We start from the raw sequence: 15,549 nt of genomic DNA on the forward strand, positions 1-15,549 counted from the left end.
TGAAATCTCCATCCGCCGGGTTCGTGGCACCAACTACGCCCCAGAGGATTCACGGTTCCCGGCAGGAACCGGGGTTGCTGTCAGGCGCATGGCAAAGCTTGCCCTTGCCAAGGGGCGCAAACGTCGCCATTTGGGCGCCAGAAATCGGCCGGCGCGCACGCGCCCACGCGAGTCCACGGGACCCATGACCACAGATCTTGAACTTTCCGATGCAACGCCGTGGGATATCGGGGCCGATGACGACAAGCTGCGCGAAGAGTGCGGCATCTTCGGCGTACTCGGCGTTCGTGACGCGGCGGCGACAGTCGCGCTCGGCCTCCATGCCCTGCAGCATCGCGGGCAGGAAGCCGTCGGCATCACCAGCTTCGACGGGCAGGAGTTCTACCAGCGCAAGGGCATCGGCCATGTCGCGGCGAACTTCTCGACCGGCTCGGCCATCGCCGAACTGCCGGGCACGATGGCTTCGGGCCACGTCCGCTATTCGACCACGGGCGGCGCGGGCCTGCGCAACGTGCAGCCACTGTTTGCCGATCTCGCCTCGGGCGGCTTCTCGATCGCGCACAACGGCAACATCTCCAACGCGATGTTCCTGAAGCGCGATCTTGTCCGCAAGGGCGCGATCTTCCAGTCGACTTCGGACACCGAGGTGATCATCCACCTCGTGGCGACGAGCCGCTATCCGACGCTGCTTGACCGCTTCGTCGATGCCCTGCGCCTCGTCGAAGGTGCCTATTCACTGATCTGCATGACGCCCGAGGGCATGATCGCCTGCCGCGATCCGCTCGGCATCCGCCCGCTGGTGATGGGCAAGCTGGGTGATGCAGTGGTCTTTGCCAGCGAAACCGTCGCGCTCGACGTCGTCGGCGCGGACTTCGTGCGCGAAGTGGAACCCGGCGAACTGATTCAGGTCGACCTCGACGGCAACCTCAGCACCCACCGCCCGTTCGGCAAGCCCAACGCCCGCCCCTGCATCTTCGAGCACGTCTATTTCAGCCGTCCGGACTCGGTCATGGGCGGCAGCTCGGTCTACCAGGTGCGCAAGGCCATCGGCGCGCAGCTGGCCATGGAAAGCCCGGCGGACGCCGATCTCGTCATCCCGGTGCCTGACAGCGGCGTGCCCGCCGCACTCGGCTATGCCCAGCAGTCCGGCATTCCGTTCGAACTCGGCATCATCCGCTCGCACTACGTCGGCCGCACCTTCATCCAGCCCTCCGACGGGGCACGCAATGCGGACGTCAAGCGCAAGCACAACGCCAACCGCGCGCTGGTCGCCGGCAAGCGCATCGTGCTGATCGACGATTCGATCGTGCGCGGCACCACCAGCCTCAAGATCGTGCAGATGATGCGCGATGCCGGGGCCGCCGAAGTCCACATGCGCATCGCCAGCCCGCCGACCGAGCATTCGTGCTTCTACGGCGTCGACACGCCCGAGCGCTCGAAGCTGCTCGCCGCGCGCATGGACGTGGCCGCCATGGCCGAGTTCATCCACGCTGACAGCCTCGCCTTCGTCTCGATCGACGGGCTCTACCGCGCCGTCGGCGAAGCCGAGCGCAACAAGGCCTGCCCGCAGTATTGCGATGCCTGCTTCTCGGGTGAGTATCCGACGCGGCTGACAGACCTTGCCGATCGCGAAAGCCCGGACCAGCTTTCGCTGCCGGTCGGAAAGGTCGCGTAAGATGAGCCTCGAGGGGCAAGTCGCGCTGGTCACCGGCGCAAGCCGCGGCATTGGCGCGGCCACGGCCAAGGCCCTGGCCGCTGCCGGGGCGCACGTCGTGCTGGTCGCGCGCAATGCCAAGGACCTCGAGAAGATCGAGGAAGAGATCTTCGAGGCAGGCGGCAGTGCCACCATCGCCCCGCTCGATCTGGCCGAACCCGAAGGCATCGCCCGCCTTGCCACGGCAATCTCGGGCCGCTGGAAGGCGCTCGACATTCTGGTAATCAACGCCGCCGTCCTGCCCACGCTCACCCCGGTCTGGCAGATCGATGCGCGCGAATTCAACCAGGCGCTCACCCTCAATGTCCTCGCCACGCAGGCGCTGCTCGCCGGATTTGACGGCATGCTGCGCAAGAGCAAGGACGCCCGCGTCGTCGGCGTGACCAGCAGCGTCGGCGCCACCCCGCGCGCCTATTGGGGAGCATACGGCGCCTCCAAGGCCGCGTTCGACAACCTGCTCAACAGCTACGGGCAGGAAGTGCGCAATACCGCCGCGATCCGTGTCGCCGTGGTCGATCCCGGCGCTACCCGCACCAAGATGCGCGCCCGCGCCTATCCCGGCGAAGACCCGCAGACGGTCAAGGCTCCGGAAGTCGTTGCTGACCGGATCGTTGCGCTTCTTGGTGAACAGTTCGCCAGCCCGCACCGCATCCGCGTTAACCAGGACTGATAGTCCGGAATTAACGCAGCAGGGCGATTCTTTGCAAAGGTTTGCCGATCCGTCGGCAGGCCGGAAACGCAATGGGTCGAGGTCGCCCGGCATGACGACGACGGATTGGAATACGAACATCTATGGCCAGGCCGCGCTCGAGGATCGCAGCGCACCCCGCCAGCGCGTCAACATTCCGGCGACCCTGAGGCCTTCGGGCGGCAAGGGCTTCCAGACGGTCGTGCTCGACCTCTCGCTCGGCGGCTTCTGCGCCAACGCCTTGCAGCGCATGCACCCGGGCAACCGCTGCTGGCTGACCTTGCCGGGCATGGAAGCGCTTCAGGCCGAGGTGGTATGGTGGGACAGCGGCCGCGTGGGCTGCGCCTTTGCCAACCTGCTCAGCCCGATCGTCCACGACAACATCCTCGCCCGCTATCGCGGCGACGGTGTTTTCCGCAGGCCGTGAGAGCTACTGCTTGATCAGCGTCACTTGACTGACGTTGATCCCGCCGCCGCGGAACCCGCCCTCGCAGTACATCAGGTAGTAGCGCCACAGGTTGACGAAGCGCTCGTCGAACCCGTTCGGCAAGCGCCCTTCGGCCACGGCCTGATCGAGCGCATCCCGCCACAGCTTCAGCGTCCGCGCATAATCGAGACCGAAGTCCTCCCGATCCTGCCACGTCAGCCCGCGCTCCGCAGCCAGACGGGAAAACTCCCGTTCGCTGATCAGCAGACCACCGGGGAAGACATAGGCCTGGATGAAGTCCGCGCTGGCGGCATAGGCGTCGAACAGGTCGTCGCGGATGGTGATGTACTGCAGTGCCGCCCGCCCGCCCGGCTTCAGGCAGCGCGCAAGGCAATCGAAGTAGGAAGGCCAGTACTCGCGCCCGACAGCCTCGACCATCTCGACGCTGGCAATGGCATCGAACGCCCCTGCGACATCGCGGTAGTCCTGATGTCGGTACTCAATGCCCGTAAGCCCAGAGGCGGCCAAGGCATCACGCGCCCATTCAAGCTGCTCGTCCGAGAGGCTGATGCCGGTCACCCGCGCCCCGGTCGTCTCGGCGAGGCGCCGCGCAAGGAAGCCCCAGCCGCAACCGATCTCCAGCACTTCGCTGCCGGGCTTCAGCGCAAGCCGCGCCCCCAGCCGGTCAACCTTGTTGGCCTGCGCCTCGGCGAGCGGCGCTTCGGGCGAAATCCCGTCCCACAGCGCGCTCGAATAGCTCATCGTCTCGTCGAGCCACTGGCGGTAGAAATCATTGCCGAGGTCGTAGTGGGCGGCGATGTTCCGGCGCGCCTGCTCTTTCGAATTCTTGCGCAGGAAGTTGAGCGCCCGGCCAGCGAGCCGCCACGGCCCCTTGGCCCGCCCGACATCGCCGAGCGTTGCCGCATTGCGCATGAACAGGTCGAAGATCGGCACGGGGTCCGGGCTGTCCCATTCGCCTTCGACCCAGGCCTCGTACCAGCCGATCGAGCCCGCCGTGGCCAGCCGCACGATCGCGTTCCAGCTGCGCAGGTGGATTCGCGCCACCGGCCCCTCGCCGCGTCCGCCGACGCTGCGCTGGCTGCCGTCGGGCAACGTGGCGTGGATCGTACCCTGGACCAGCCCGCGGTCGATCCTTTCGACCACGCGCTCGAACGGTCCGGCAAACAGGCGTGCCAGCCAGCGGCCCGCGGCGGACATGTTCCAGCCCCCGGCCACCAGATGCCGTCCCCTCGTTGGCGTCTGCGCAGTCATGCCTGCGATATGCGGTTCGGAAGCGGAACGCGCAAGGTCAGCCTTGCGCCTTCATCGCATCATGCGCCGCCAGAGCCCGCGCGCGCGCCTCGGCATGGGGGACGATCTTGCGCGGATAGCGCTGTGGCAGGAAGGTCGGATCGTGAATGTCCGAATCCGACAAGTGCCGCAGTTCCGGCACCCACTTGCGGATATAGCTCGCCGCATCGAACTTGGGCGATTGCGTCAGCGGCGCCATGATCCGCACGAACATGTTGGAATCAACGCCCGTCCCCGCCGTCCACTGCCAGTTGACCGCGTTCGAGCCGTAGTCGGCATCGACCAGCGTGTCCCAGAACCAGCGCTCGCCTTCACGCCAGTCGATCAGCAGGTGCTTTACCAGAAAGCTCGCCGCGATCATCCGCACGCGGTTGTGCATCCAGCCGGTGTGCCACAGCTCGCGCATCCCGGCATCGACGATGGGGTAACCGGTGCAGCCCTGCTGCCATGCTGCAAGCCCCTCGGGATCGTCGCGCCACTGCAGCCGGTCATAGGCCTCGCGCGCGTTTTTCGAACCGTATTCCGGGAACTGCACGATCACGTTCTGCGCATAGTCGCGCCAGCCCAGCTCGCTCAGGAAGACATCGACCGAACCGCCCGCATCGGCGACACGCTGCCAGATCGTGGCGGGCGAAATCTCGCCGAAGTGCAAGTGCGGCGAGAGGCGCGAGGTGCCTTCGATCGAGGGCAGGTTGCGGCATTCGTCATATCGCCGCGCACGATCGGCGAAGTCCTCGAGCCGTGAGAGCGCGCCCTGCTCTCCGGGCGTCCATTCCTCACGAAATCCGCCCGCCCAATCGGGACTGCTTGGCAGGAGCTTCCAGTCGTCGAGCGCATCGCTGCCTGGCCAATGCTCCGGCGCGTCCAGCTTCACTGGCGCGTCCGCCGGGTGAGCCGGTGGCATCCGCTCCTTCAGCGCGTGCCAGAACGGCGTGAAGATCTTGTATGGCGCGCCGCCCCCGGTCTTCACCGATCCTGCCGGCGCAAGGTAGTTGCCGTCATGCAGGACAAGCTGCATGCCCTTGGCGACCGCCTTCTCGGCATTGCGCCACCATGGCTCGTAGTGGTGCAAGGCGTGGACCAAGCGCGCGCCCGTCTCTCGCCGCACCGCTGCCAGTTCCTCGTGAGCCTTGCCGCGCCGCAGGATCAGTCGGGAGCCCAGCTTGCGCAGGCCCGCATCGAGGCTCGCAAGGCTGTGATGCAGCCACCAGCGCGACGCTCCGCCCATGCGGCAATGCTTCGGCGTCTCGTCATCGAGCACATAGACCGGGATCACCGGCCCCGCCTGCGCTGCCGCCAGCAGCGCCGCCTGATCGGCCAGACGCAAGTCGCGTCTGAACCAGACGATTGACGGCTCAGCCTGCGTCGAGGAAGACACGCGTTCCCTTTCTTCTGCTTTGCGACCCTCGCAACGCGTTGTTCGGGAACAACGTTTGCGCAAATCTCGTTCCGCATAACCGATGGTCCAAGCCGCCCCCGAACGCCACCTGCCCCAAAGGGCGCGAAGCTGGAGGATCTCTCCGCGCCATGCCCTGATCGCGTCGGCGGTGTGCTGGATGGGCTTTGCCATCGTCGTCTGGCTCGTGATGTCCGGCCGGGGGAGCGGGATCGACAGCGCCGGGCTGCTGTTCTGGCGGCGCGGAGCCGATCTTGTGCCCGCAGGCCCGCAATGGCTGCTCGAGGCGGTGCGCGACCTGACGGCACTTGGCGGCGTACTGCTGCGCAACCTCATCCTGATCGGCGTGCTCGCCGCGCTGCTGTTCATGCGGCTGAAGCGCGAAGCGGTGCTGCTGACCGCCACGGTCATGGGCGGCTGGATCGTCAACACCCTGGTCAAGGCTGCCGTGGGCCGCCCGCGCCCGCTGATCGTGCCCCATCTGACGGAGGCGGGCGGGCAGAGCTTTCCGAGCGGCCACAGTTTCAACTCGGCAGTGGTCTACATCGCCATTGCGCTGGCATTTGCCGCAATGAGCCCGCGCCGTCCGGTGCGCTGGACACTGATCGTCAGCGCCATGGCCCTGAGCATCGCCATTGCGCTCAGCCGCGTCTGGCTTGGCGTCCATTTCCCGACTGACGTCGCCGCCGGCTGGCTCGGCGGCGCAGGCTGGGCCTTCCTCGCCTCGGCGCTCCTGCACAAGCCAGCCAAGGCGGTTGCCGAGCAGGCGGATGACATGCTCGAGACGCTAACCCCCGCGAGCTAGCAGGTCTTCAGGCCGACCACGGTGTTGAAGTTGCGGGACATGGCAGGGCCCGTGAAGCGCGCATCGGCGAAGGTGACCCGTGTCCTGCAACCGGACTGCTCCAAGTTTGCCACCGGCATCTGCGACCAGGCCAGGAACTTGACGGCTTCCGGCGTTGCTGTTGCGGCCTGCTGGACGAGCGGCAGCGCCATGTTGTCGGTCATTGACTGCCCAATCCCGTCGAGCCTTGTGAGCGCGTGCAGCGGATCATAATGGCCGAACGAGATGACGCCTCTCTCCCGCCAGACCATGTCGCGCTCCCAGAAGCGCAAGGGTGCGGGCGAGGCAAAGATGCGGTCGGGCCGGGGATAGGGCTCGCTCATGACCAGCGCGTCACGGGCCATCGCCGAAATTCCGATGTTTGCGCCGATGAACAGGACCATGGCCGCAAGGGCCAACACAGCGGGCGAGCCCTTGCTCAGCCGCCGCGCGAACCAGATCCCGGCTCCGAGCACTGCGAGCAGCCAGGGCGAGACGATGAACAGGCCATCGGTGTGGAACCACGCCTCGCTCATCGGCGAGAGCAACTGGATCGCATAGACGTTCTGCAGATCGAGCAGCGGATGGGTGATCGCGCCGATGTAGCTCAGCAGGACCAGCCAACCCATGTGCAGCGGCTCTAAATCCGCCGCGATCTTGCCGCGCGAAACCTGCCAGCGATCCAGCAGCCATAACAAACCCGCCAGCAACGGCGGCATCAGCACCACCCCGCCGACAAGCCCATGCGTGAACCCGCGATGCATCGCCAGCGGTGCCCACGGTGCCCAGCCGAAGAACACGTCGATGTCCGGCATGTTCGCCGCCAGCACCAGCGCCGCCAGACCTTTGCGCGTCCGGCGCTTCAGCCCCGTCTCGGCCAGCGCCCATCCGACAAGGCTATGCGTCAGGTTGTCCAATGGGTTCCCTCAAACAGAAAGGCCGCAAGAGCGCGCGCCTGTCGCACTCTCGCGGCCTTCGAAGCCTGAGGCAATCCGTCAATCAAACCGGATCGGCAGCCGTTCCGCTCACCGTCCAGGTCTGGCCCTTGCCGAGCAGCTTGGCGAGGTTGGCGTCCTTGCCCTTGCGGGCCTGTTCGTCCTGGCCGAGCAGCACTTCCTCATAGGAAGGACGCGCATCGTCGTAGATCACGCCGAGCGCCATCGGGAACGGGCCGAACGGCATTTCCACCAGCATGTGCGCAAGCGCGCGGTTCTTGACGTTGTGGACGATCACGCCCGCCGCCTGCCAGTCGCCGTCAACCACGTCGACGACCTTGAGCGTCAGCGTCTCCATGTCGAGCGCGATGCCCTTCACGCCGCCCGACTTTTCAGAACCGAACAGCATCGGCTCGCCATCGGTCAGCCACAGCTGGTTCTGGTCGGCCACGCCCTTGGCAACGAAATCGTCGAAGCGATCCTTGTTGTAGACGATACAGTTCTGGAAGATTTCCACGAACGCCGCGCCCTTGTGGGCATGAGCGGCCTTTAGCACGCCGGGCAGGTTCTTCGACACGTCATAGGCCCGCGCGATGAAGCGCGCGCCCGAACCCAGCGCGAAGGCGCAAGGCAGAGCGGGACGGTCGACCGAACCGAGCGGCGAGGTCGGCGAATTGGTGCCCTCGCGGCTGGTCGGCGAGAACTGACCCTTGGTCAGGCCGTAGATCTCGTTGTTGAACAGCAGGATCTGCACGTTCACGTTGCGACGCAGGATGTGCATCGTGTGGTTGCCGCCGATCGACATGCCGTCGCCATCGCCGGTCACCAGCCAGACATCGAGGTCCGGATTGGCGAGCTTGATGCCGGTGGCAAACGCGGGCGCGCGGCCGTGGATCGTGTGGAAGCCGTAGCTTTCCACATAATACGGGAAGCGGCTCGAGCAGCCGATGCCCGAAACGAACACGGTGTTCGAAGGATCGGCGCCGATTTCCGGCAGGGTGCGCTGCACCGCCTTGAGGATCGCGTAGTCGCCGCAACCCGGGCACCAGCGCACTTCCTGGTCGGTTTCCCAGTCCTTGAGCGTGGTCTGGACCGCGATCTTGGTCATCTCGTTCATTGTCGTAACCTTTATGCGAGCGCAGCTTCGATCGCGGCTTCGATTTCCGCGATGGTGAAGGGCTGGCCGCTGGTCTTGTTGAGCGGCTGGGCGTCGATCAGGAACTGGTCGCGCAGCACGGTCTTGAACTGGCCAGTGTTCATTTCGGGCACCAGCACCTTGTCATAGCCGCGCAGCAGATCGCCGAGGTTCGACGGCATTGGCCAGATGTGGCGGACGTGGACGTGGGAAACGTCCAGCCCCTTGCGGCGAGCGCGGCGCACGGCCTGATAGATCGGGCCATAAGTGCTGCCCCAGCCGACGACCACGAGCTTGCCCGAGGTCTCGCCGTGGTTGACTTCCTGCAGCGGAATCGAGTTCGCCACGCCTTCGACCTTGGCCTTGCGGGCGTCGGTCATGATCTGGTGGCTGGCGGGCGAGTAGTCGATGTTGCCGGTGCCGGGGTTCTTCTCGATGCCGCCGATGCGGTGCATCAGGCCAGGGGTGCCGGGCTTGATCCACGGACGCGCGCCCTTTTCGTCGCGCGCGAAAGGCAGCAGCTCGCCGTTGGGGCCGTTCTTCGCTTCGAGGAACGTCACGGGGAACGGCTTGAAGCTTTCGGGATCCGGCACCTTCCACGGCTCGGCCGCATTGGCGATGTAGCCATCGGTCAGGAGCATGACCGGGGTCATGTATTCCACCGCGATGCGGCAGGCCTCGATGGCGACTTCGAAGCAATCCGAAGCGCTGCGCGCTGCGATCACCGGCATCGGCGCATCGCCATTGCGGCCATAGACCGCCTGGTAGAGGTCCGACTGCTCGGTCTTGGTCGGCAGGCCCGTCGACGGACCGCCGCGCTGCGAGTTGACGATGACCAGTGGCAGCTCGGTCATGATGGCAAGGCCCATCGCCTCGCCCTTGAGCGCAATGCCGGGGCCCGACGATGACGTCACGCCAAGCTGGCCCGCATAGCTTGCGCCGATGGCCGAGGCGATCGCGGCGATCTCGTCTTCTGCCTGGAAGGTGGTGACGCCGTATTCCTTGAGCCTTGCAAGGTTGTGCAGGATCGCCGAGGCCGGCGTGATCGGATAGCCGCCGAAGAACATGTGCAGATCGGCCAGCTGCGCGCCCGCAACGAGGCCGAGGCTGATCGCTTCGGCGCCGGTGACGGTGCGGTAGAGGCCCGGCTCGCTCTCGACCGGAGCGATGTGATACTGCTTGAGCGGACCCGAAAGCTCGGCGGTTTCGCCATAGGCGTGGCCGGCGTTCAGCGCGGCGATGTTGGCCTCGGCCAGCACCGGGTTCTTGGCGAACTTGGCGTTGAGCCAGTCGACCAGCGGCTGGCGGTCACGGTCGAACATCCACAGGGCAAGGCCCAGCGTCCACATGTTCTTGCAGCGCAGCGCTTCCTTGTTGCCAAGGCCGAAGGGCTTCACCGCCTCGAGCGTCAGCGCCGAGATGTCGAACGCCAGCAACTGCCACTTCTCGAGGCTGCCGTCTTCGAGCGGGTTGACCTCGTACTTTGCTTTCTCGAGGTTGCGCTTGTTGAACTCGCCGGTGTCGGCAATGATCAGGCCACCAGCCTTGAGCGCGCCGACGTTGGTCTTCAGCGCCGCCGGGTTCATCGCCACGAGCACGTCAGGCTGGTCGCCCGCAGTGTCGATCTCGGTCGAGCCGAAGTTGATCTGGAAGGCAGAGACGCCGAACAGCGTACCTTGCGGCGCGCGGATTTCCGCCGGGAAGTCCGGGAAAGTGGCGAGGTCATTGCCCGCCAGCGCCGTGGAAAGGGTGAACTGACCGCCGGTCAGCTGCATGCCGTCGCCCGAGTCACCGGCAAAGCGCACGACCACCGCTTCGGGAGCGGGAGTGTCCTTGCCGCCCGTCAGTGCGTCCGGTCCATCAACTAGTGTAGCCATATCGTCCTCTGATGCGCCCGGGACTCTCACCCAGTGCTGACACGCGCCTATGCCCCTGATGTTCCGTTCGCAAAGAAGAAAATCTGCGCGAGCGGAAAAATCCTCCTGCGCGCTTGATTCCCGATGCGCTTGCCAGTCAAGTTGCAAAAGCCAACTTACCACGGTGTTTATAACGAATCCTGTCAACAGGGCGAGGAACCGCAATGACCGATCAGAAGACCCACTACGTGCGCCCCGACGTCCAGGCCTTCCTGGCCTTCCTCAACGGCACCGATGCCCCGCCGATGAGCCAGATGGGTCTGGAGGCTGCGCGCGCCAGTTACATTGCGATGGGTCAACTCGCCGAAGCGGACCCGCGCGAACTGGCGGTGATCCGCGATCTGACCTGCCCCGGGCCCGCCGGCGACATCCCCCTGCGCCTCTATGACCTGCGCGAAACGCGCGAGGCGGGCCCGGCGGTGGTGTTCTTCCACGGCGGCGGCTTCGTGATCGGCGATCTCGACAGCCACCACAGCCTCTGCACCGAAATTGCGGCGGAGCTCGACCTGCCGGTGATCGCGGTGGACTACCGCCTCGCCCCCGAACACCCCTTCCCCGCCGCGCCAGACGATTGCGAGGCAGCTGCGCGCTGGATCGCGGCGAACTCGGCCACGCTGGGGCGCGAGATCACCGGCCTGATCCCGATGGGCGACAGCGCGGGCGGCAACCTGACCATCGTCGTCACGCAGGCGCTCGTCGAAAGCCCCGCTGCGGTGCCGGTGATCATGCAGGTGCCGATCTACCCGCTTTCCGACGACAAGCCCGATCACCAGTCGTTCCTCGATTTCGCCGAGGGCTTCCTGCTCACCTCGGATTCGATGAACTGGTTCGCCAATGCCTATCAGGCGGTGACCGGGCACAAGCGCGCCTATCCGATCTATGGCGAACACTCGACCACGCCGCCGACGGTGCTAGTGACGGCAGGCCTCGATCCGATTCGCGACAGCGGGCGGGTCTATGGCGCGGAACTCATCCGGTCTGGAGCAGAAGTCGTCTTTCTTGAAATGAAAGGGACGATCCACGGGTTTACGCAGGTGCGCAAGGCGATCCCGAGCGCGCAGGCCGACATGCAGTCGATCTTCAAGGCGGTGCGGCTGCTATTGGAAAGGTTGAAATGACAGACGAATTTGCCGGGCTTCCCTACCGTCCCTGTGTCGGTGTCATGCTCGTGAACAGCGCCGGGCGCGTGTTCGTGGGCAAGCGGATCGACAACAAGGAAATGGACGCCTGGCAGATGCCGCAGGGCGGGATCGACGACGGCGAGGACCTCCACGCCGCCGCCCTGCGCGAGTTGCAGGAGGAGACCGGCGTCTCCTCCCACCTCGTCACCATCATCGCCGAGACGCGCGAGGAACTGCTCTACGACCTGCCCGATTTCCTGATGGGCAAGATGTGGGGCGGCAAGTTCCGCGGCCAGCGCCAGAAGTGGCTGCTGATGCGCTTTGCGGGCGAGGATACCGACATCGATCTCAACGCGCACGAACATGCGGAATTCGAAGCCTGGCGCTGGGTCGAGCCCGAGCAGGTTCCGGAACTGATCGTGCCGTTCAAGAAGCGGGTCTACCGGCAGGTCGTCGAGGAATTCCGCGACCTGATCTGACGTCCGATGGCAGCTTTTTGGTTTAGCGCGGAGCGAGCAGACGGCGCGGAGAAGAAAAGGGATATCTCACGCAAAGCCGCAAAGACGCGAAGATGTAGTGCTTTGCGGCGAACCCGCTTTGCTCGATTGGTGCTTGATCCGATTGGCGAGAAGGCCTGCGGCGCGGGACAACCTCTTTGCGTCTTTGCGTCTTTGCGTTAGTCATCCCGGGCGAAGCCCGTACCCTTCTCTGCGAACTCTGCTTCCTCTGCGCCTCTGCGCGAAACCCGACAATACGCAACGCCGGAAAGATCAGTTCGTCTCGACCTTGTCGGCCGGGATCACGGCCTCGGCCGACACCACCTTCTTGGCCGGACCGCGCGCAATGGCGGCGGAGAGTTCGGCGGTTTCGGCGCAGCCCTTGCCACACAGGCCCTCAAGCCGGGTCAGGTTGCGCTTGGCCTTCTCCAGCGCGCCTTTCTCGACCATCGCGCCGCCCTCACCGGAAATGGCGACGACGTTGTTCGGATCGCGTTCGAGCACCTGACGGTAATAGTGGATCGCCTTGCCCTGCAGTCCATCGCGGCGGGCGGCATCGGCCAGCGCCAGAAGCGTGGGATTGCTGGCGGGATCGATGGCGAGCGCTGCCTCGAAGCTGTCGGTCGCCGCCGCCACGTCACCCTTGGCCAGCGCGGTGCGACCGTCCTTGAGCAGAGCTTCAACGCGCGGATCAGCCGGAGCCGTGTTCCTTGCCACGCCCATGCTTCCCGTCACGCCGACGACCAGCGAAAGGGCAAGCGCAAAGGGGGCGTAACGCATCAGCAGCTCCTTGGTCCGGTTACCTTGGGTTGGACCAGCATTGAATGAACCCACGTCCATGACGCTTCAGTTAACACGGCGCACGAGCGTTGCGAAGAAAAACCCGTCGGTGCCATCCCCAAAGGGCGTAAGCCGCCAACCCTTGCCGCGGGGGCGACCCGCTGGGAGAGGCGGAAGCGCAACATCCCAACCCGGATTGGCCGACAGGAACGTCTCGATACGATCCGCGCCCTCGGCATCGAGCAGCGAGCAGACCACATAGGTCAGTCGTCCGCCCGGCCGCACCAGCGCAGCGCCGATATCGAGCACATTGGCCTGCATCGCGCAGTAACGCTCGATCGCCTTGGCATCGAGCCGCCAGCGCGCCTCGGGATTTCGCCGCCAGGTGCCGGTGCCAGAGCATGGCGCATCGATCATCACCGCATCGGCCTTGCCCTGCCAGTCGGCCAGCATCTCGGCCTCGCGCCTGGGATTGAGCAGCCTCGTCTCGACCAGCACGCCCGCCCGCACGGCGCGTTCGGGCAGGCGCGACAGGCGTGGCCGGTCAATGTCGCAGGCGAGCAGCTTGCCGCGATTTGCCATCGCTGCGCCCAGAGAGAGCGTCTTGCCCCCTGCCCCGGCGCAGAGATCGACCACCGCCTCGCCCGGCTGAACGCCCAGCGCCATGCAGGCGATCTGGCTGCCAGCGTCCTGTACCTCGAACAGCCCATCGGAAAACTCGGGCCAGGATTCGACAGCCGTGCCCGAAGGCAAGCGCAGCCCCTCCGGCGCGACGGTGGGCTCGGCCTCTATCGGCAGACGGGCGCGCAAATCGTCGCGCGTGATCTTCAGCGCGTTGGCCCTGATATCCAGCGGCGCCCTGCCCAGCAGCGCCGCCTGCTCCCGATCATCAAGGCCAGAGGCGTTCAATCGCACGGTCAGCCACGCAGGTGCAACGCCGCCCGTAGCCACCGGTTCGCCTGCCTCGATCAGCGCAGGCCCATAGTTCGATCCATCGAACAGCGCCTTCAGCGCCGCGTCGTCCTGCGCCAGCCTCAAGACTGCCGCGCGCCCGGACACCGGCACTTCACCGCAGGCCCGGATCGCATTCCACACCAGTCCGCGAATGGCGCGACGGTCCTTCGAGCCGACATAGCGTCGCGCCCTGAACCAGTCCGCCGCGATACGGTCAGCCGAGGCACCCTGCCCGCGCGCCGCCGCGATCACCGCATCAAGCAGGTCGATCGCGGCCTGAACCCGCGCAGCCGGGGTCATTCAGAGACCCTCAGCCAACCTTGTAGTTCGGCGCCTCGCGCGTGATCGTCACGTCGTGGACGTGGCTTTCGCGAAGCCCGGCGTTGGTGATGCGGACGAACTGCGCGCGCTTGCGCAGGTCTTCGATGGTCTTGCTGCCGGTGTAGCCCATCGCGGCCTTCACGCCGCCGACAAGCTGGTGGACCACGTCCTTGGCCGGTCCCTTGTAGGGCACCTGGCCTTCGATGCCTTCGGGCACCAGCTTCATCTGGTCCTTGATGTCCTGCTGGAAGTAGCGGTCAGCCGAGCCGCGCGCCATTGCGCCGACCGAACCCATGCCGCGATACGACTTGTAGGCGCGCCCCTGGTAGAGGAACGTCTCGCCCGGTGCTTCCTCGGTGCCGGCCAGCATCGAGCCGATCATCACCGAACTGGCCCCGGCGGCGAGAGCCTTGGCGGCGTCGCCCGAAGTGCGCAGGCCGCCATCGGCAATCACCGGAACGCCCGACTTTTCTGCTTCGGCGGCACATTCCATCACCGCAGTCAGCTGCGGCACGCCAACGCCCGCAACGATGCGCGTGGTGCAGATCGAGCCAGGGCCGATGCCAACCTTCACGCCGTCCGCGCCCGCGTCGATCAGCGAACGGGTGGCTTCGGCGGTGGCGACGTTGCCGGCGATCACCTGAACCGAGTTGGACAGCTTCTTGGCCGCCTCGACGGCGCGCGCAACGTCACGGTTGTGGCCATGCGCGGTGTCGATGATGACGACATCGCACTCGGCCTCGACCAGCGCCTGCGTGCGCAGCAGGCCCTTCTCGCCAACGGTGGTGGCGGCGGCAACGCGCAGGCGGCCGGCGGCGTCCTTGGTGGCATCAGGGAAGGTCACGGCCTTCTCGATGTCCTTGACCGTGATCAGGCCGATGCACTTGAACGCGTCGTCGACCACCAGCAGCTTCTCGATCCGGCGCTGGTGCAGCAGGCGGCGCGCGTCGTCGCCGCTGGCGCCGAGCTTCACCGTGGCAAGGTTCTCGTGCGTCATAAGCTCGCGCACCGGCTGCTTGGGGTTGTCGGCAAAGCGCACGTCGCGGTTGGTGAGAATGCCGACCAGCTTGCCCGAAGCCTCGACCACCGGAATGCCGCTGATCCTGTGCTGACGCATGAGCGCCTGTGCTTCACCGAGCGGCGCATCGGGCGAGATGGTGATCGGGTTGACGACCATGCCGCTCTCGAACCGCTTCACCGCGCGCACCGCAGCGCACTGCTCCTCGATCGAGAGGTTGCGGTGGAGCACGCCGATCCCGCCCAGCTGCGCCATGACGATGGCCATGTCGGCCTCGGTCACGGTGTCCATCGCCGAGGACAGGACCGGGATGTTGAGATTGATGCCACGGGTCAGCCGCGTGCGCGTATCGGCCATCGAAGGCACGATATCCGACTCGGCGGGACGCAGCAGTACGTCGTCGAAGGTAAGGCCGAGAGGGATATCCATGATGCGCGCCACTTCCAAAGGTCCGGGGAGATTCGTGGCGGCCCATGTAAACAGGAAGGGGCGGTTCCGCTAGGGGGTTTGGTT

Annotated in this window: 14 protein-coding genes; 6 read left to right on the forward strand and 8 right to left on the reverse strand. The window is 65.8% G+C overall.

All coding sequences use genetic code 11. From position 1 onward, the window contains the following. Positions 1–184 precede the first annotated feature (184 nt). The 3 genes from purF (at position 185) to I2488_RS10505 (ending at position 2,829) form a co-directional block, all read left to right on the forward strand. Positions 185–1,675, forward strand: coding sequence for an amidophosphoribosyltransferase (gene purF / locus I2488_RS10495; RefSeq protein ID WP_196275754.1), 1,491 nt, complete (start codon positions 185–187; stop codon positions 1,673–1,675). Between the two features lies 1 nt (position 1,676). Further along, complete coding sequence (locus tag I2488_RS10500; RefSeq protein ID WP_196275755.1) at positions 1,677–2,384, forward strand: SDR family NAD(P)-dependent oxidoreductase; 708 nt, start codon at positions 1,677–1,679, stop codon at positions 2,382–2,384. Between the two features lie 91 nt (positions 2,385–2,475). Then, positions 2,476–2,829 (forward strand): PilZ domain-containing protein, encoded by a 354-nt coding sequence (locus tag I2488_RS10505; RefSeq protein WP_196275756.1) that lies wholly within the window; start codon positions 2,476–2,478, stop codon positions 2,827–2,829. Positions 2,830–2,832: 3 nt separating this feature from the next. Here I2488_RS10505 and I2488_RS10510 read toward each other — a convergent pair whose 3' ends face one another. After that, complete coding sequence (locus tag I2488_RS10510; RefSeq protein ID WP_196275757.1) at positions 2,833–4,101, reverse strand: SAM-dependent methyltransferase; 1,269 nt, start codon at positions 4,099–4,101, stop codon at positions 2,833–2,835. Between the two features lie 37 nt (positions 4,102–4,138). Beyond that, the gene (locus I2488_RS10515; RefSeq protein ID WP_196275758.1) at positions 4,139–5,518 is read right to left on the reverse strand and encodes an FAD-binding domain-containing protein; all 1,380 of its coding nucleotides are present in this window, start codon (positions 5,516–5,518) and stop codon (positions 4,139–4,141) included. 82 nt (positions 5,519–5,600) lie between these two features. On the opposite strand from I2488_RS10515, the gene I2488_RS10520 reads away from it, so the two are divergent. Next, the gene (locus I2488_RS10520; RefSeq protein WP_196275759.1) at positions 5,601–6,341 is read left to right on the forward strand and encodes a phosphatase PAP2 family protein; all 741 of its coding nucleotides are present in this window, start codon (positions 5,601–5,603) and stop codon (positions 6,339–6,341) included. Here I2488_RS10520 and I2488_RS10525 read toward each other — a convergent pair. From I2488_RS10525 to I2488_RS10535, 3 genes are all read right to left on the reverse strand, one after another. Further along, positions 6,338–7,276, reverse strand: coding sequence for a metal-dependent hydrolase (locus I2488_RS10525; protein ID WP_196275760.1), 939 nt, complete (start codon positions 7,274–7,276; stop codon positions 6,338–6,340). The two genes, I2488_RS10520 and I2488_RS10525, sit on opposite strands and share 4 nt — an antisense overlap. Positions 7,277–7,358: 82 nt before the next feature. Beyond that, positions 7,359–8,411, reverse strand: coding sequence for a 2-oxoacid:ferredoxin oxidoreductase subunit beta (locus tag I2488_RS10530; protein ID WP_196275761.1), 1,053 nt, complete (start codon positions 8,409–8,411; stop codon positions 7,359–7,361). 11 nt (positions 8,412–8,422) lie between these two features. After that, on the reverse strand, positions 8,423–10,306 hold the full coding sequence (locus I2488_RS10535; protein ID WP_196275762.1) for a 2-oxoacid:acceptor oxidoreductase subunit alpha: 1,884 nt from the start codon (positions 10,304–10,306) through the stop codon (positions 8,423–8,425). 203 nt (positions 10,307–10,509) lie between these two features. Here I2488_RS10535 and I2488_RS10540 point away from each other — a divergent pair, with 203 nt between their 5' ends. Beyond that, entirely contained in the window at positions 10,510–11,463 is a 954-nt protein-coding gene (locus I2488_RS10540) for an alpha/beta hydrolase (protein ID WP_196275763.1), read from the forward strand. Continuing rightward, entirely contained in the window at positions 11,460–11,945 is a 486-nt protein-coding gene (locus I2488_RS10545; RefSeq protein WP_196275764.1) for an RNA pyrophosphohydrolase, read from the forward strand. Before I2488_RS10540 ends, I2488_RS10545 begins: the two co-directional genes overlap by 4 nt. A gap of 291 nt (positions 11,946–12,236) precedes the next feature. Here the strand turns inward: I2488_RS10545 and I2488_RS10550 are convergent, their stop codons facing one another. The 3 genes from I2488_RS10550 to guaB form a co-directional block, all read right to left on the reverse strand. Continuing rightward, a complete protein-coding gene (locus I2488_RS10550; RefSeq protein ID WP_246465604.1) occupies positions 12,237–12,743 on the reverse strand; it encodes a tetratricopeptide repeat protein in 507 nt (168 codons plus the stop codon). A gap of 66 nt (positions 12,744–12,809) precedes the next feature. After that, the gene (locus I2488_RS10555; RefSeq protein WP_196275766.1) at positions 12,810–13,997 is read right to left on the reverse strand and encodes an RsmB/NOP family class I SAM-dependent RNA methyltransferase; all 1,188 of its coding nucleotides are present in this window, start codon (positions 13,995–13,997) and stop codon (positions 12,810–12,812) included. Positions 13,998–14,007: 10 nt separating this feature from the next. Beyond that, positions 14,008–15,465, reverse strand: a complete 1,458-nt coding sequence (gene guaB, locus I2488_RS10560; protein ID WP_196275767.1) for an IMP dehydrogenase — start codon at positions 15,463–15,465, stop codon at positions 14,008–14,010. Positions 15,466–15,549 lie beyond the last annotated feature (84 nt).

Source organism: Novosphingobium jiangmenense (assembly GCF_015694345.1).
Classification (GTDB): domain Bacteria; phylum Pseudomonadota; class Alphaproteobacteria; order Sphingomonadales; family Sphingomonadaceae; genus Novosphingobium; species Novosphingobium jiangmenense.